The organism is Bacteroides caecigallinarum (genome assembly GCF_021530995.1).
In the GTDB taxonomy this organism is placed as follows: Bacteria; Bacteroidota; Bacteroidia; order Bacteroidales; family Bacteroidaceae; genus Phocaeicola; species Phocaeicola faecigallinarum.
The window spans coordinates 14,552-31,705 of sequence record NZ_JADYTF010000029.1 but is presented as its reverse complement, the minus strand read 5'-3'; the positions used below and the strand labels follow the sequence as shown (position 1 = coordinate 31,705).

Genomic DNA, 17,154 nt, shown 5'->3' with positions numbered 1-17,154 from the left:
TGAATACATATACTTAACAAATCATCAACTAAAATCAGCAGTATCCTTAAACGCCCAAAATAAATTAACACTGACTTTTCCAAAAAATCAAGAGAAAACGACAAGAAATTCAAACTAAAACGTCCTGACATCTTAGTTTAAATGTCAAAGCATTTTCAAGAGGCTTGCAAAACATTTGAAAAGACATTGCAAAACAGGAAATTTTATTCTATTTCATCAACAGACAAGAAGACACACAAAGTATCACAATAACAATAGAAATATATTATTTAGAAACTATTATCACAACAATCGCCAAAACCTCTTACACATAATATAATTTCAAGCGTAATAAATACAATTTTATCAATTCACAAAACCGTATAAATACGTTTTTCAGTTTCAGTCGAACCATCATACACAAAACAGCCATTCTCAGAAGCCCATAATTACAAATTGTCAAAATGACATTTAACATACGGAAGAATGTCAATTAACCATTATTATGCCGCCACGTAACAAATGTTACGGTTCAGACGGTTTATTACCCTTACCTTTGCAGCAAACAATTAAATACTAAGCAATATGGATTTAAGAAAGAGAAATGTTGGAGATATCGTAGCCGAAAGATTTGCTACGGCGAGTGTGTTCTACAAGTTTGGAATAGATTTCTGCTGTCATGGTCAGGTTGCCCTGGATGAAGCATGCAAGAATGCCAATGTAGATGTAGATACTGTTATCAACGCTATAAACGACAACAGCACTGTTTCGGAAGGTGGTATTCCGTTTGCCTCCTGGCCTATCGACCTGCTTATTGACTATGTGCTCAAGATACATCACCGCGGCATCAGAAATAATGGTTCGGTACTTCTGGAGCTGATAGAAAAGGTTAAGAAAGCACATGGAGAGAGACATCCGGAACTGAACGAGCTGTACGAACAGGTCAGCGTTTCGCTTGAAGATCTGGAAAACCATCTGCAGAAAGAAGAGAATGTGCTGTTCCCATACCTGCTTGAACTTTTCGATGCGTCGGAAAGAAATATCAGTATTGAGCCTATGCACTGCGGATCAATAGCAAATCCTATAAGGGTTATGAATATGGAGCATGAGAATGAAGGTAACAGATATTTACATATAAAGGAGATTACCAACAATTTTGAGGTTCCGCAGGACGGGTGCAACACTTACCGCCTGATGATGACAGAGTTGGAAAAGTTCGTAAACGCGCTGTTCGAACATATCCATATCGAGAATAATATCATGTTCCCGAAAAGTCTGGAACTGGAAGAAAGAATGTTTTAATATTATAAGATTGAATTTTCTGAAAGGGGATGCTTCGGCATCCCTTATTTCTTTTGAAGACACAAATAAAAAAGCCCTTCAAATCTTCACGATTTAAAGGACTCTCTGTTCGTTTTTTCCGGCCAATGGATTCCCCAATCCAAAAAACCGTCAGTGCACGTACACCCTCAGGGATTCGAACCCTGGACCCACTGATTAAGAGTCAGTTGCTCTACCAACTGAGCTAAGAGTGCATCCACTAAATTATTGTCAAATTTCCCGAAAGAAGTACACCCTCAGGGATTCGAACCCTGGACCCACTGATTAAGAGTCAGTTGCTCTACCAACTGAGCTAAGAGTGCATCATTTTCGATTGCGGGTGCAAATGTATGACTTTTATTTGAATTTACAAAACATTTCATGCACATTTTTATCCGCCTTTTATCCTTTTTATTTCCGTTACAGACTGTTCAGACTGCACAAAACGCACATTATCAGCAGATAAACTTATTTGTGAATGCCAATGATGTTTTAACAAAAAAATTATATCTGATATGCATCAGAGTAGTTTCAGGAGCTCTTCAGCCAGGATTTGACGTACTTCGTCCATAGATACCTGCACCCCCGTCTCCTTCTCTATCGAGGTCACTCCCTTATTGGTAAAGCCACACGGATTGATATAGTCAAAGTATCCCAGGTCGGTGTTTACGTTAAGTGCCAGACCGTGCATGGTTACAAAATGGCTGCTCCTGACTCCCATCGCACAAATCTTCCTTTCGCGTGGAGTTCCTATATCTATCCACACTCCTGTAGCACCGTCTACCCTGCCGGACTTTATTCCGTAATGCGAGCAGGTACGGATTACAGCCTCTTCAAGCTGATGGAGATAGCCTTTCAGCCCCAGTTTAAAATCCTCAAGACAGAGAATGGGATAACATACCTGCTGACCGGGACCGTGATAGGTGATGTCGCCTCCACGGTCGATGCGGAACACTTCGGCTCCTATGCGCGAAAGCATTTCGTCGCTTATCAGCATGTTTTCCTGCTTGCCGTGTTTGCCTATTGTATATACATGCGGATGAGTGCAGAAGATTATACGATTCTCGTATGGTTGTCCCTCACTGCGGGCTTTAATTATCGAATTGAACAATTCCGTCTGCCGTTCCCAGGCTTCGGAATAAGTAATGTGTTTCCAGTCTTCTATTTTCATGGTTATCGGTTTAGTTTAAAACAAAAATACAGGTTTTATCTTAATATTGCAAGATGTAGGGCATAATGAGCTGTGGATATACAGTAAAAAACTATTAAAATGTAAGCCTGCGTTTAACTCTTTCAAGAACTTTGTTTATATTTGTATTAAGTAGAAATTATCACAAAAACAGATTATGAAAAAAAGAACGATTCTTAATACTGCCTTGGCTTGTGGAGCGGTTGCGTGTCTTTCGATACAGTCTTGTCAGAACACGGAGACTGCCAAGCCTGCAAAGGTGTCAAGCATACAGGCGGATACTTTGGTTACCCTGAAAGCCGGTGACAAGTCATCGCCGAAATGTAAGGTTTCCATAGATTACATGTATCTGGAAGCGGGAGACGAAAAGGATTCCATTTCAGCCATCATAAATTCCAAAATCCAGAGTATAGCCTTTGGTGATACATACGGGAAGATGGATCCGAAAGAAGCTATTCCTGCTGTAGTGGGCAAATATACCAAGGACTATAGAGACAAGCTTACAAAATTCTACGAAGCCGACATTCACAACGGAGTGAAGCCGGAGGATATCCCGGCATGGTATAACTATCAATATGAGATTACTTCGGAACTGTCGCTCAATAATGACAGCATCTGGAACTTCTCCGTGTCAACTTTCATGGATACGGGCGGTGCTCATCCCAACACTACTATCAAATGGGCTAACCTGCTGGCAAAATCGGGCAAGGTGCTGACCAAGGACGTAGTGTTCAGAAAAGACAAGGAGAAGGAAATCGTAGGACTGATAATGAAACATCTGATAGACGAGGTGAACCAGAGACTGGAGACTGACACTATCACTTCAATAGAGGGACTTAAGGAGAACGGCGCACTGCTTGATGTGGATCTTTATATCCCTGACAACTTCCTGCTGCTTGAGGACAGGGTTTCGTTCCTCTACAACAGATATGACATAGCTCCGTATTCTATGGGAGAATTTATCATCGACGTGCCATACGCAGAGATTGAAACGATGCTGAACAGAAAATAGCTCTTAATTTTTAATTCTTAATTATTAACTCAATAAATGGAGATTATACAGAAATATTTTCCGGAACTGACCGACACACAGAAGGAGCAGTTCATGGCTTTATACGATTTATATACCGACTGGAACAGCAAGATCAACGTGATTTCCAGAAAAGACATTACAAACCTGTACGAACACCATGTACTTCACTCGCTGGGTATCGCCAAGGTGATTAATTTCCGACCGGGTACTGAGATTATGGACCTCGGAACGGGCGGCGGTTTCCCGGGCATTCCGTTGGCTATCATGTTTCCGGACACTCATTTCCATCTGGTGGACAGTATCGGAAAGAAGGTAAAGGTGGCTACTGAGATTGCTTCTGCCATAGGACTGAAGAATGTCACTACACGCCACTGCAGGGCTGAGGAGGAGAAACAGTTGTTCGACTTCGTTGTGAGCCGTGCCGTAATGCCACTTACTGATCTTTTGAAAATCATCAGAAAGAATATCAAGAAGGAACAGAACAACGCTTTGCCTAACGGACTTATCTGTCTGAAGGGTGGCGAGCTTCAGAACGAGGTTATGCCGGTGAAACATCAGACAGTAATGTATGATCTGAAAGATTATTTCGAAGAGGAATTCTTTGAGACCAAAAAGGTGGTTTACGTAACTATAAACAAATGATCTATGACTATAAAATGCTTTGAATTCAATATGTTTCCGGTAAACACTTATGTGTTGTCGGACGAGACTAACGAAGCTGTAATCATTGACGCCGGATGTTATTACGAGGACGAACAGGAGATGCTGAAGAAGTATATCGAAAGAAACGGACTCACAGTGAAGCATCTGCTCAACACTCATCTGCATCTGGACCATATATTCGGAAATGCCTTTGTGAGCAGAACTTATGGCGTTATGCCGGAGGCTTCGGCAGACGATGAATTCCTGTTGCCTAAGACGAAGGATTATTGCCGCATGTTCGGAATTGCGATGAACGAGGATGTTCCTGCCATTGGAAAGCAGTTGGCAGACGGCGATGAGGTTTGCTTCGGAAACACGACTCTGAAGGTTATCCAGGCTCCGGGACACTCGCCGGGAAGCCTTGTTTACTATAACGAGAAGGAAGGCTGTCTGTTCTGTGGTGATGTTCTGTTCAGAGGCAGTATAGGAAGAACCGACCTCGACCGTGGCAACTACAGACAGCTGATTGACAGCATAAGCAACCGCCTGTTTACCCTGCCTGACGAGACAAAGGTGTATACGGGACACGGCGAACCTACCACTATAGGAAACGAAAAGATGAACAATCCGTTCTTCAGATAAAAAAACTTACAAACCTAAAACTAATATAACCATGAAAAGTTTCTCATTTGCCGACCGCCATATCGGTATTTCGGAACAGGATATTCCTGTTATGCTCAATAAAATCGGAGTAAAGTCTGTGGATGAACTCATAGAAAAGACCATCCCGTCTGAAATAAGACTTAAAGAGAGACTGCCACTTAAACCTGCCATGAGCGAATATGAGTTTGCCGACCATATAAACCGTATGGCAGCGAAAAACACAAGATTCAAATCGTATATCGGTCAGGGCTGGTATGACACTGCCACTCCTGCCGTGATACAGAGAAATGTATTCGAAAATCCTGTGTGGTACACTTCATACACTCCTTATCAGGCTGAAATTTCTCAGGGACGACTTGAGGCTCTTATCAACTTCCAGACTGCAGTGTGCGACCTTACGGCTATGCCGCTTGCCAATTGCTCTTTGCTTGACGAGGCTACTGCCGCTGCCGAGGCTGCCACTATGATGTTCGCGCTTAGAAGCCGCAAGCAGCAGAAGGAAGGGGCATGTACCCTGTTCGTGGATGAGGAGATTTTCCCTCAGAACCTTGCAGTTATCATGACAAGGGCTATTCCTCAGGGTATGAACGTGAAGACAGGCTCATACAAGGACTTCGAATTTACTCCTGACGTGTTCGGCTGCATAGTGCAATATCCTAACAACAGCGGTAGCGCGGAGGATTACAGGGAGTTCACAGAAAAGGCTCATCAGGCTGAATGCAAGGTGGCTGTGGATGCGGATATCATGTCGCTGGCCCTGCTGGTTCCGCCGGGTGAATGGGGTGCCGACATCGTGTTCGGAAGTACTCAGAGACTGGGTATTCCTAAGTTCTACGGAGGTCCGTCGGCTGCTTATTTTGCCACAAGGGACGAATATAAGAGAAATATGCCGGGACGTATCATAGGTCTGTCGAAAGACAAGTACGGACATCTGTGCTATCGTATGGCATTGCAGACACGCGAGCAGCATATCAAGCGCGAGAAGGCTACATCTAACATTTGTACTGCCCAGGCTTTGCTGGCTACAATGGCAGGATTCTATGCCGTATATCATGGCCAGGAAGGCATAAAGAGTATTGCTTCGGGAATACACAGCACTACTGTATGGCTGGCTAAACAGCTCTCGAAACTGGGTTATGTACAGAAGAATGCCGTTTATTTCGACACTCTGAGACTGCAGATGCCTGATCATGTAAAGACTGACGAAATAAAGACTATATCTGCCAGCAAAGGTGTCAATCTGAGATATTTTGACAATGGTGATGTAGGACTGAGCGTAAACGAGACTACTTCTGTGGCAGAAGCTAATCTTCTGTTAAGTATTTTTACCATTGCCGCAGAAAAACCTTTCACAGAAACAGCTGAAATTCCTGAAGGCTCGGTTATCAAGAAGGATATGAAACGCCAGAGTGGGTATCTCACTCACGAGGTGTTCTGCAAGTATCACACTGAGACTGAGATGATGAGGTATATCAAGCGTCTGGAACGTAAGGATATTTCTCTGGCTCATTCCATGATTTCACTCGGTTCCTGTACAATGAAACTGAACGCGGCTTCCGAAATGATGCCTCTAAGCAATGCCGGCTGGATGAACATGCATCCTCTGGCTCCGGCTGACCAGGCAGAAGGTTACATGGAACTGATAACAAATCTATCGGAACAGTTGGCTCTGATTACTGGTATGGACGGTGTTACACTGCAACCTAACTCAGGTGCTGCAGGCGAATATACCGGTCTGCGCGTCATTGCGGCTTATCTGAACAGCATCGGCCAGGGTGACAGGGATATAATTCTTATTCCTGCATCGGCTCACGGAACTAATCCTGCATCGGCTATTCAGGCCGGATTTACCACTGTGACTTGTGCGTGCGACGAACATGGCAATGTGGATGTGGAAGACCTGAAACACAAAGCCGAAGAAAACAAGGATCGTCTGGCTGCACTGATGATTACTTATCCTTCCACTCACGGTATTTTTGAAACAGATATAGTGGAAATCTGCAATATCATACATAACTGCGGTGCACAGGTCTATATGGACGGGGCGAACATGAATGCTCAGGTGGGACTTACCAATCCGGGAACTATCGGTGCGGACGTATGTCATCTGAATCTGCACAAGACATTTGCCAGCCCTCATGGCGGCGGTGGTCCGGGTGTAGGTCCTGTATGCGTGAAATCTCATCTTGTTCCTTTCCTCCCGGGACATGCTTCAACTGATAATGCTCTGAACGAGGTTTCGTCTGCTCCTTACGGCAGTGCGGGAATCCTGCCTATCACATACGCATATATCTGCATGATGGGTGCCGAAGGTTTGGAGAACGCGACTAAGGCTGCTATCCTTAATGCCAACTATCTGGCCGCATGTCTGAACGACACATACGGTATAGTATACAGAGGTAAGAACGGTTTTGTGGGACACGAAATGATTCTTGACTGCAGAAGACTGCATGAGGAAAGCGGTATCGACGAAAACGATATATCAAAGCGTCTGATGGACTACGGATATCATGCTCCTACCCTTTCATTCCCTGTTCACGGCACTCTGATGATTGAGCCGACAGAGAGTGAAAGTCTTGCAGAGCTTGACAACTTTGTAGATACTATGCTGAGTATCTGGAATGAGATTGAGGAAGTGAAGAACGGAACCGCATCTGCAGAAGACAATGTTCTGAAGAACGCGCCTCATCCGGAATATGAGGTAGTGGAAGGCGAATGGAATCATCCTTACACACGCGCCAAGGCTGTTTATCCGCTTGAAAGTGTAAGACAGAACAAGTTCTGGATAAATGTGGCAAGAATAGACAATACACTGGGCGACCGCAAGCTGTTGCCTACACGGTATGGGTCGTTTGAATGAATTAATAATGAATAATTAATAATAAAAAATGGCGGGATTGTACTCTCGCCATTTTTTGTTTAATTGTATAATTATTTTACTTCAAATCTTCTCTAAAAACTAACAAATAATACTCAACTCCTCTTCCTATACCCCAATATCGCCCACGCATTGAACACCACGGCAAAACCGCATAGGGACAGGAAATACGGGACGAGTTCGGCAAATCCGCTGCCTTTGAGATATACCATACGCATGACGCTGATAAAATATTTCAACGGATTGAATATGGTTATATACTGTGCCCAGTCCGGCATACTGGAAACGGGAGTGAGAAGTCCGCTCATAAGCAGGAATATCATTATGAAGAAAAACATCACGAACATGGCCTGCTGCATGGTGTCAGAATAATTGGACACAACGAGTCCCATACCTGATACGGCAACGATATATACCACAGCGAATAGATATATCGTCAGGAGGCTGCCAACAGGTATAAGTGAATATATAAACACAGCCAGCAGCATACAAAGGGTAAAGACTATAAGACCTATGCACCAGTAAGGTATCAGCTTGGCAAGTATGAACTGCATACGGCTTGCTGGAGTCACATTTATCTGCTCAATGGTACCGGCTTCCTTCTCGCCCACGATATTGAATGCAGGGAGAAATCCGGTTATCATGGTGAGAAGCATCACCATTATGGCTGGTACCATAAAGACTTTATAGTCGAGGTGCGGATTGAACTTGTATTGGGGCATAATCCTGAATGACTTTCCCACTGAACTTGTTACAGCTGGTTGCGACATCATCATTTCCTCGGACAACGATGCCGCAAAATCATTGACTATCGTGGAAAGATAGCTGCTGCCCAGAATTCCCTTGGTTCCATTTACGGAGTTGGACGAAATCATCACACCTGCTACTCTCTCAGTCTGTAAATCTTTCTCGAATCCGTCCGGAATATCGAGTATTATATCTGCCTTTCCGGCATCAACATCCCTGAGGGCTTCCTCACTACCGTCGGACACCGACTGGAAGATAAAATATCCTGACGAAACCACCTTACGCACCAGTTCGTCTGATGTCACGCTGCGGTCGTTGTCAACCACAGTAAGACGGATATTCGTCACTTCCTGATTTGCAGCCCAGGGCATGATAAGCATCATGAAAAGAGGCATGGCTATTATCATCTTGGGAATGAACTTGTTCCTCATTATCTGCTTGAATTCTTTTTCCAACAAATACTTCAGCATAGACATTTCAGTTTAAACGGTTCTTGAATGTTTTCAGACTAAGTGCAACCAGGGCCACTGTGACAAAAAGCAGTATTCCTATCTCCTTCAGGACGAATTGTATCTCTGCTCCCTGAATCATTATCTTTCTGATGGCATCGACATACCATCTTGCGGGAACTATGGCAGAAAGGCACTGTAGCGGAATGGGCATGCTTTCTACCGGGAATATCAGACCGGAAAGGAGCATGACGGGCATCATAAGTCCCATACCGGATACGAGCATGGCTGCCACCTGAGTATTCACCACATTGGAGATAAGCAGGCCGAGCGACAATGCCAGGAAGATGAATATCACAGATACAAACAACAGAAGTGGCAGACTGCCGGCAATCGGTACTCCGAGCACATATACCGAAAGAAGGAGTATGGTTATAAGGTTTACCATAGACAGTGTGAAATATGGTGTTACCTTAGAAAGAATGATATATATCGGTTTCATGGGTGAGACAAGGAGAATCTCCATTGTGCCGTTCTCCTTTTCGCGCACAATGGCTATTGAGGTCATCATGGCACAGATAAGCATGAGTATCATTCCCATTACTCCGGGAACGAAGTTGTATGCGCTCTCTGCCTGTGGGTTGTAAAGCATCCTTATTTCGGGTATTATACGACATGGGACACTGCTACCTTCGGACAGTTCCTGCATGCTCTGTGCAAGGATATTTGATGCATAGCCTGTTATCATTGACGCCTGGTTAGGTTCCGTACCGTCGGTGATGAGCTGCACGGCGGCATCTCCTCCCAGATGGAGTTCATTTTCGAAATCATCGCTGAACACCATGACAAGGCCTATCTCGCCATACTTGAAGACATCGTTTATGCGCGATACATCCCGAATTTCCTCGGCAATGGTGAAATATTCACTGGCATCGAAACGTTCCTTTATGGCTCTGGTCTCCATGCTTTGTGAAGGATCGAACACAGCAACCTTGGTGTTTCTCACTTCGGTGGTAATGGCAAAACCGAACAGAAGCATCTGCACCATAGGCATACCCAGGAGGATAAGCATGGTTCTGGAATCACGGAATATGTGAAGAAATTCCTTTCGGACAAATATAATAAACTGTTTCATAAATGTCAATCTCCTTTTCGTGTAGCTTCGCGTGCCAACATGCGGAATACTTCGTCCATGTCCGACACACCAAATTTGTTACGCAACGCCATAGGGCTGTCCAGCGCCTTTATCCTGCCGTCCACCATAATGGAAACACGGTCGCAGTATTCGGCCTCATCCATATAGTGAGTGGTGACAAACACCGTGATACCGCTTGACGCCGCACCGTATATCTGTTCCCAGAAACGGCGGCGGGTGATAGGGTCTACCCCACCAGTCGGTTCGTCAAGAAATACTATCTTCGGATTATGGAATGTGGATACGGCAAAAGCAAGCTTCTGCTTCCAGCCCAAAGGAAGATCGCACACCATAGTGTTACGTTCTGATTCCATATCTATGCCGCGGAGAACAGCATCTGTCTTTTCGGCTATTTCCTTATCCTTCATACCATAAATTCCTCCGTACAGGCGTAGGTTCTCCCATACTTTCAGGTCTTCGTATAAGGAGAATTTCTGACTCATATAGCCTATATTGCGCTTTACCTTTTCGGGTTCACGCTCTATATCGAAACTAGCCACTGTCCCCCTGCCCTCCGAAGGACGGCTCAATCCGCAAAGCATTCGCATAGCTGTAGTCTTGCCCGCCCCGTTTGCACCAAGAAAACCGAAGATCTCTCCTTTCCTTACGTTGAAAGTAATATGATCGACTGCCGTAAAATTGCCAAACCTCTTGGTAAGGTTCTCGGCCTGTATAACGTATTCTTCCTTCATTGCTCATCCTCCTTTAACATCAACATGAAACAGTCTTCCACTGTAGGCTTAATCTCTGTAATCTCAATATTTCCGTATCCCTTATTAATCAGATATTCGTCAAGCATAGCGGCAGTAGCGCTTTCAACCATAGTGACATGATAGCATGCACCGAATGAGAACGACGATTTCAAGTATGGGCAGGAACGCAGGTCGTTCAGCAGTCCGTGCATATTGTCTGCTGTGACAGAGCATAGTTTTTGGGGATAGGATGCTATGATATTGTCCGGCGAGTCTATCCTAAGGAACTTTCCGTTCTGCATCAGTGCTATCCTGTCACAAAGTCTGGCTTCGTCCATATACGGCGTTGATACTATAATGGTTATACCCTGGTTCTTCAGTTTCAGGAGCATTTCCCAGAATTCCTTTCTTGATACGGGATCTACTCCGGTAGTAGGTTCGTCAAGAAAGAGGACTTTCGGTTTGTGGATAAGTGCACAGCTCAATGCCAGTTTCTGCTTCATACCTCCCGATAATTTTCCGGCCCGGCGAGTCTTGAAGGGTTCGATATGCTTATAGATATCTTCTATCAGATGGTAATTTTCCTTTACAGTAGTATTAAAAACCGTAGCAAAGAAATTCAGATTTTCCTCTACTGTCAGATCCTGATACAGCGAGAATTTTCCGGGCATATACCCTATTATACTTCGCACGGATGCATAGTCCTTCACCACATCCAGACCTTCAATCACGGCACTGCCACTGTCCGGCAATATCAGTGTGGTGAGGAGACGGAAGAGTGTAGTCTTCCCAGCTCCGTCCGGACCTATGATACCGAAGAGTTCGCCTTTCGGAACATCAAAGCTAACATCGTCAAGAGCCTTGATTGAGCTATATGATTTTGATAATTGAGATACTGATACTGAGGACATTTTTTGAATTAAGAATTAATAATTAAAAACTCACCTCCCCATACATTCCGCGCTTGATATATCCGTCGTTCTGTACCTTAATCTTGACGGCATATACAAGGTTTGCGCGTTCATCGCGTGTCTGAATGGTCTTCGGAGTAAACTCTGCCTTATCGGAAATCCATGAGATTACCCCGCGGTATTCCTTTCTGTCGGAGTCGCCGCTATCGGCAAACACCTTTACTTCCTGACCTATCTTCAGACCGGTTATCTGTCCGGATGTAATATAGGCTTTCAGATACATATCGTTGATATTTGCCACCTTGAACAGGGTGCGTCCCTGCACTGCAAGCTCGCCTTTCTCTACATACTTGGCCATGACCGTTCCGTCAAACGGTGATGCGATAGTACTTTTACTTATCATATCGTTTGTAAGCGCTATCTGAGCCTTCAAGGCTTCTGCCTGGGCTTTGGCATTGGCATTACTGTTTCTCAATGTTTCAGTCTGTGCGTCCAACTGCTTCTCCAAGAGATTGATGGCTGCAGTGATATCGTCCAGCTGCTTGCGGTTTCCGGCATTGGCGTTGACTAGATTTTCGAATCGGGTCTGTTCTTTTTTCTGTGTGGCAATCTGCTGACGTATGGCTGCTGTCTGTTTATCCACATCGCATATACGGCTTTCAGCTGCTTTCACATTTGCCTCAAGCTGAAGCCTCTGAAGGTAAAGCTGTACGGTATCAATATATCCCACAGGCTTACCTGCAGTAACTTCCGTACCTTCGTCTATATCAAGTTCCATAATCTCACCGGCCACTCTTGCCGACACCATCACTTCTGTCACTTCGAATACTCCCGAAGCATCGTACTTACTGTCGCTACCCGAACATGCTGCCAGGAGGGTCATTGCTGATATAATAGAAAGAATGTTTCTCATGTTTCCCTGTTTTTATGTTTTGAAAAGTTTTTGCAAAGTGTTTTAAAAGGCTTTTAAACAGTGTTTAAATGGTATTTAAATAGTGTTTAAACAGTATTTAAAAGTCGTTTATCACATATTTGAAATCGTAGATGGCAAGCAGAAGCTGTATTTCATGCAGAATCTTTGTCTGTATGGCTGCATGCTCCGAATTGATGTCACGCATAAGATCGGTACCGGATATGGTCCCGTTGGCTATCTTTGCCTCGGATGCTTTTCTGATGGAAGTCTTCAGGCGGATAATCTCGTCATCGTACTTTATCTGATCCATGTATTTGTCTATTGCAAGCTCTTTCTGCGTCTTGTCTATATCGGTATTGAAGAGAAAGAGTTCACGCTGGTTTTCCACAATATCAATATTGTTGCGTATGAGTTTTCTCTGGCTCTTGAGGGAATAGAAATTGCCGATATTCCAGTTCAGCTTTATCCCGGCTATATAGTATGGCGCAAACTTATTTTCGAACATATCCAGTCCCGGCTTGCCATATCCTCCTGTGGCGAAAAGACTTAGGCGGGGATAAAGCCCTGAATTGATACGGTTGTAATCGCTTCTGTACTTCATCACCTGCGCATCGAACAGGCTCATCTCCGGTCGTCCTAAGGCATCGCTCTGCGAAGGGCGCTCCGGCAAAGGTTTCACTAACTTTGTTTCCTCATCAATCTCCATACCCGTAAGTTTGGCAAGGATAGCTATATATGTGTTTCTTGCCGTCAGAAAGTCTATTTCGTTCTGTTCTGACTTAATAATATCTACCCTGATGGCATCCAGATCTGACTGATTGGCTATACCGTTCTTTACGTAGGACTCCACCTGAGCATAGCTGTCTGCAAGGATTTTTTTCAGCAGCCTGTTCTGCTCTATTTGGGCATCGGCAAGCAGTATTCCGAAATAGATCTGGTTAATTCTTTCGTTTACGGCATAGAGACTGACCTCAATGTTGTTCCTTTCAACCTCAGAAGAAGATTTCACAGCCTCTTTAGATGATTTGATTGCCCCACCGTCCCAGATAGTCTGATTAAGGTCGAGCGATATGCCATACTGATCCTGGCTGAGATGCGGAATCTCCACTCCCTTAAAGCCCATAGCCTCAAGGTCGATAGGAATCTTGGTTACGTCAGACTGATATGTCGCCTTTGAGGAGAACATCAGCTGTGGGAGATAACCCTTATTGAGATTATCAATATTATATTCCTTAGTCTTTTCCACCAGACCAAGCTTTCTGATAAGAGGATAATTCTCCCTGGCTTTGCTGTAACACTCCTCGATGGTTATACTCGTCTGTCCGAAGCACAATGCAGATATGGCAACTGCAATGGCGGTAGTACATAGTCTTTTCATTCTATAACGGGATATATGTTAAGTGTCTTAAAAGTATCATTTTATTTTAAGTTTAACAAGCCACACTCCACTAATTTTTCATATAATAAAAAAATCTGCCACGGACATAACATCCATGGCAGATTTTTAACTTCTTTAACTTCAAAATCAAGACAAACCTTCAATTTGGCCGTTCACGATATCGATATGCAACGCCTGTGGTTCCTTAGGTAATCCAGGCATACGCATCATTTCGCCTGCTACGATAACGAGCATTTCAGCTCCGGCATTGATTACTATATCACGTACTGTGAAGTTGAATCCAGATGCCACTCCATACAGTTTCGGATCTGTAGAGAACGAATACTGAGTCTTGGCAATACATATAGGGAAGTGACTGAATCCGAGTTCCTCTATCATCTTCAGTTTCTTTCTTGCGGCAGGACCGAACAATACCTGTTTAGCGCCGTAAAGTTCGCATGCCACTTTAGCAACCTTAACTTCTACAGAATCTTCATCGTCGTATGCAAATTTCAGAGGTTCTGAAGGATTGTTCTCAATTGTATCCACTACAAGGTTTGCAAGTTCTACAGCACCTGCACCACCTTCGGCAAATGCATTGTTAACGGCAAATCCTACTCCCATTTCCTCACAGTGCTGACGAACAAAGTTGATTTCTTCGTCTGTATCGTTGGCATAGCGGTTGAATGCCACAACTACAGTCTGTCCGAACGACTGGAGGTTTTCGATATGCTTGTCGAGGTTCTTAACACCTTCACGCAATCCTTCCATATTAGGTTCCTTGATTTTCTCCAACTCTACTCCGCCGTGCATCTTGAGTCCCTGAGCTGTTGCAACAATCACTGTAAGTTTTGGCTGCAGACCTGCCTTGCGGCACTTGATGTCATAGAATTTCTCTGCACCCAGGTCGGCACCGAATCCGGCTTCTGTAATCACATAGTCACCGAAAGTCATTGCAAGCTTGGTAGCAAGAACAGAGTTACAGCCGTGTGCGATATTGGCGAACGGACCTCCGTGAACGAATGCAGGAGTAGCCTCTGTAGTCTGTACAAGGTTAGGAGAAAGAGCATCCTTGAGCAACACTGTAATGGCACCTGCCACTCCAAGGTCTTTCACTGTGAAAGGCTTGTTGTCGATAGTAAATCCGAGAAGTATATTTTCAATTCTGCGGCGAAGGTCATTCTCATCCTTTGCAAGACAGAGGATAGCCATGATTTCCGATGCAGGAGTGATATCGAAACTTGACTCGCGAGTGATACCATTAGTCTTACCGCCAAGTCCTGTGATTATATATCTCAATCCGCGGTCGTTGACGTCAAGCACTCTGTTCCACAAAACTTCCTTCATGGCAAAACCATTGTCCTGGTTCTGATACATATAGTTGTCGAGGAGTGCTGCAATCATGTTGTGTGCAGAAGTGATGGCGTGGAAGTCGCCTGTGAAGTGAAGATTGATTTTCTCCATCGGAAGAACCTGTGCATAACCACCTCCGGCAGCTCCACCCTTCATACCGAAACATGGTCCGAGTGAAGGTTCGCGCAAGGCGCAGATGGCTTTCTTGCCTATTTTGTTAAGACCCAGTGCAAGACCTATTGACACTGTAGTCTTACCGATACCAGCCTTTGTAGGAGTGATGGCTGTAACCAGAATCAGGTTACTTTTCTTTACTTTCTCTTCATCAATGATTTCTTCTGATACTTTAGCCATGTAACGTCCGTAGTGTGTTACATGTTCCAATGGCATACCGTAATTAGCGGCAACCTGTTTGATTTTGGTTAACTCAATACTGCGTGCGATTTCTATATCTGATTTCATATTCATATTTTTAGATGTTTGCAAAGGTAAGAAAAAAAACTTTATATTTGTGAATGAAACAACAAAGTAATATACACTAATTATGGAATTTAGTAATAAAGAAGTCCGCCGCACAGAGAAAATGAAACTGAAAAGACCCGGACTACTGACCCAGATTATAATAGCCATAGTGTTAGGTATAGGAGCTGGAATCATATCACCTGCCCTGCCTGTAAGAATATTCGTTACATTCAACGGACTGTTCAGCGAATTTCTGGCATTCATCATTCCTCTTATAATAGTGGGACTTGTGGCTCCCGCCATTGCTGATATCGGCAAGGGAGCAGGAAAGATGCTTGCCGTAACTGCACTGCTGGCTTACGCAGCTACACTTTTCTCCGGGTTTACTTCATACGCTGTGGGTGAGACTTTCTTCCCGATGCTCATAACAAGAGATATTCCGCTTTCGGAAATCAGTGAGGCAAACGGGGTTGTACCGTTCTTCACCATTGACATACCTGAACCGCTGAATGTGATGACAGCCCTAGTCATGGCTTTCACACTGGGACTGGGAATGGCAAACCTTAATACAAGCTATCTGAAAAATGCTTTCGTTGATTTCAAGGAGATTATCGTAAAGACTATTCAGAAGGTTATCCTCCCGTTGTTGCCGATATACATCTTCGGTATATTCTTCAATATGACGCACTCCGGACAGGTTTTCCATGTGCTGAGTGTATTTATCAAGATAATCGGAATAATCTTCATCCTTCATATACTTCTGTTGATATTCCAATATGTGATAGCAGGACTTATAGCAGGAAAGAACCCTTTCAGGATGCTTGCGAACATGATGCCGGCTTATTTCACAGCACTGGGTACGCAGTCATCGGCCGCAACAATACCGGTAACACTGAAACAGACTGTAAAGAACGGAGTGAACGAAGATACCGCAGGTTTTGTGATACCTTTGTGTGCCACTATTCATCTGTCGGGAAGCACGATGAAGATTGTGGCATGCGCCCTTGCACTGATGATGATGCAAGGAATTCCTTACGATTTCAAGATGATGTCTGGGTTCATATTCATGTTGGGAATAACGATGGTTGCTGCCCCGGGAGTGCCCGGCGGAGCTATTATGGCATCATTGGGAATACTGTCATCAATGCTTGGATTCGATGATAACGCCCAAGCACTGATGATAGCACTTTATATTGCAATGGACAGCTTCGGCACAGCATGCAATGTTACGGGAGACGGTGCACTCGCTGTGATTATAGACCGATGGTTCAGAAAATAATAAATGGCCTTACAAAGTTACCGTTACACGTTCGTGTCACGCGCGGAACACAAACGTGCAACACGCGGAAC

Annotated in this window: 13 protein-coding genes, 2 tRNA genes and 1 pseudogene; 6 read left to right on the top strand and 10 right to left on the bottom strand. The window is 44.2% G+C overall.

The annotated features are described in order from the left end of the window. Positions 1 to 564 precede the first annotated feature (564 nt). Complete coding sequence (gene ric / locus I6E24_RS06085; RefSeq protein WP_235327092.1) at positions 565 to 1,281, top strand: iron-sulfur cluster repair di-iron protein; 717 nt, start codon at positions 565 to 567, stop codon at positions 1,279 to 1,281. Between the two features lie 160 nt (positions 1,282 to 1,441). Here the strand turns inward: ric and I6E24_RS06080 are convergent. The 3 genes from I6E24_RS06080 to lipB form a co-directional block, all read right to left on the bottom strand. Further along, positions 1,442 to 1,514, bottom strand: a tRNA-Lys gene (locus I6E24_RS06080). Positions 1,515 to 1,549: 35 nt separating this feature from the next. Continuing rightward, a tRNA-Lys gene (locus I6E24_RS06075) sits at positions 1,550 to 1,622 on the bottom strand. 197 nt (positions 1,623 to 1,819) lie between these two features. Continuing rightward, the gene (lipB, locus tag I6E24_RS06070) at positions 1,820 to 2,470 is read right to left on the bottom strand and encodes a lipoyl(octanoyl) transferase LipB (RefSeq protein WP_235327091.1); all 651 of its coding nucleotides are present in this window, start codon (positions 2,468 to 2,470) and stop codon (positions 1,820 to 1,822) included. A 175-nt stretch (positions 2,471 to 2,645) separates the two neighbouring features. Here lipB and I6E24_RS06065 point away from each other — a divergent pair, with 175 nt between their 5' ends. From I6E24_RS06065 to gcvP, 4 genes are read left to right on the top strand one after another with little or no spacing between them, the layout of a single operon-like run. Next, positions 2,646 to 3,500 carry a DUF3298 and DUF4163 domain-containing protein gene (locus I6E24_RS06065; protein ID WP_235327089.1) on the top strand — a complete coding sequence of 285 codons (855 nt, stop codon included), beginning with the start codon at positions 2,646 to 2,648 and terminating at the stop codon, positions 3,498 to 3,500. A gap of 36 nt (positions 3,501 to 3,536) precedes the next feature. Continuing rightward, on the top strand, positions 3,537 to 4,163 hold the full coding sequence (rsmG, locus tag I6E24_RS06060) for a 16S rRNA (guanine(527)-N(7))-methyltransferase RsmG (protein WP_235327087.1): 627 nt from the start codon (positions 3,537 to 3,539) through the stop codon (positions 4,161 to 4,163). A 3-nt stretch (positions 4,164 to 4,166) separates the two neighbouring features. Further along, complete coding sequence (locus tag I6E24_RS06055; protein ID WP_235327085.1) at positions 4,167 to 4,805, top strand: MBL fold metallo-hydrolase; 639 nt, start codon at positions 4,167 to 4,169, stop codon at positions 4,803 to 4,805. A 31-nt stretch (positions 4,806 to 4,836) separates the two neighbouring features. Next, positions 4,837 to 7,686 (top strand): aminomethyl-transferring glycine dehydrogenase, encoded by a 2,850-nt coding sequence (gene gcvP / locus I6E24_RS06050; RefSeq protein WP_235327083.1) that lies wholly within the window; start codon positions 4,837 to 4,839, stop codon positions 7,684 to 7,686. Positions 7,687 to 7,799: 113 nt separating this feature from the next. Here the strand turns inward: gcvP and I6E24_RS06045 are convergent, their stop codons facing one another. From I6E24_RS06045 to I6E24_RS06015, 7 genes and pseudogenes are all read right to left on the bottom strand, one after another. Beyond that, positions 7,800 to 8,921: an ABC transporter permease gene (locus I6E24_RS06045; protein WP_235327081.1), complete on the bottom strand. Its 1,122-nt coding sequence runs from the start codon at positions 8,919 to 8,921 to the stop codon at positions 7,800 to 7,802. Between the two features lie 7 nt (positions 8,922 to 8,928). Further along, entirely contained in the window at positions 8,929 to 10,035 is a 1,107-nt protein-coding gene (locus I6E24_RS06040) for an ABC transporter permease (protein WP_235327080.1), read from the bottom strand. 5 nt (positions 10,036 to 10,040) lie between these two features. Beyond that, positions 10,041 to 10,778: pseudogene (locus I6E24_RS06035) on the bottom strand (ABC transporter ATP-binding protein); the annotation flags it as partial. 5 nt (positions 10,779 to 10,783) lie between these two features. After that, entirely contained in the window at positions 10,784 to 11,698 is a 915-nt protein-coding gene (locus I6E24_RS06030; RefSeq protein WP_235327076.1) for an ABC transporter ATP-binding protein, read from the bottom strand. Between the two features lie 22 nt (positions 11,699 to 11,720). Next, positions 11,721 to 12,611, bottom strand: coding sequence for an HlyD family secretion protein (locus I6E24_RS06025; RefSeq protein ID WP_204508661.1), 891 nt, complete (start codon positions 12,609 to 12,611; stop codon positions 11,721 to 11,723). Positions 12,612 to 12,708: 97 nt separating this feature from the next. Further along, the gene (locus I6E24_RS06020) at positions 12,709 to 13,989 is read right to left on the bottom strand and encodes a TolC family protein (protein ID WP_235327074.1); all 1,281 of its coding nucleotides are present in this window, start codon (positions 13,987 to 13,989) and stop codon (positions 12,709 to 12,711) included. A gap of 147 nt (positions 13,990 to 14,136) precedes the next feature. Then, on the bottom strand, positions 14,137 to 15,804 hold the full coding sequence (locus I6E24_RS06015) for a formate--tetrahydrofolate ligase (protein WP_235327095.1): 1,668 nt from the start codon (positions 15,802 to 15,804) through the stop codon (positions 14,137 to 14,139). Positions 15,805 to 15,925: 121 nt separating this feature from the next. On the opposite strand from I6E24_RS06015, the gene I6E24_RS06010 reads away from it, so the two are divergent. Continuing rightward, entirely contained in the window at positions 15,926 to 17,083 is a 1,158-nt protein-coding gene (locus tag I6E24_RS06010) for a dicarboxylate/amino acid:cation symporter (RefSeq protein ID WP_235327094.1), read from the top strand. The last annotated feature ends 71 nt before the right edge of the window (positions 17,084 to 17,154 follow it).

Coding starts and splice junctions, on each gene's coding strand:
- ric (WP_235327092.1), top strand. CDS start 565: ATGGATTTAAGAAAGAGAAATGTTGGAGATATCGTAGCCGAAAGATTT.
- lipB (WP_235327091.1), bottom strand. CDS start 2,470: ATGAAAATAGAAGACTGGAAACACATTACTTATTCCGAAGCCTGGGAA.
- I6E24_RS06065 (WP_235327089.1), top strand. CDS start 2,646: ATGAAAAAAAGAACGATTCTTAATACTGCCTTGGCTTGTGGAGCGGTT.
- rsmG (WP_235327087.1), top strand. CDS start 3,537: ATGGAGATTATACAGAAATATTTTCCGGAACTGACCGACACACAGAAG.
- I6E24_RS06055 (WP_235327085.1), top strand. CDS start 4,167: ATGACTATAAAATGCTTTGAATTCAATATGTTTCCGGTAAACACTTAT.
- gcvP (WP_235327083.1), top strand. CDS start 4,837: ATGAAAAGTTTCTCATTTGCCGACCGCCATATCGGTATTTCGGAACAG.
- I6E24_RS06045 (WP_235327081.1), bottom strand. CDS start 8,921: ATGCTGAAGTATTTGTTGGAAAAAGAATTCAAGCAGATAATGAGGAAC.
- I6E24_RS06040 (WP_235327080.1), bottom strand. CDS start 10,035: ATGAAACAGTTTATTATATTTGTCCGAAAGGAATTTCTTCACATATTC.
- I6E24_RS06030 (WP_235327076.1), bottom strand. CDS start 11,698: ATGTCCTCAGTATCAGTATCTCAATTATCAAAATCATATAGCTCAATC.
- I6E24_RS06025 (WP_204508661.1), bottom strand. CDS start 12,611: ATGAGAAACATTCTTTCTATTATATCAGCAATGACCCTCCTGGCAGCA.
- I6E24_RS06020 (WP_235327074.1), bottom strand. CDS start 13,989: ATGAAAAGACTATGTACTACCGCCATTGCAGTTGCCATATCTGCATTG.
- I6E24_RS06015 (WP_235327095.1), bottom strand. CDS start 15,804: ATGAAATCAGATATAGAAATCGCACGCAGTATTGAGTTAACCAAAATC.
- I6E24_RS06010 (WP_235327094.1), top strand. CDS start 15,926: ATGAAACTGAAAAGACCCGGACTACTGACCCAGATTATAATAGCCATA.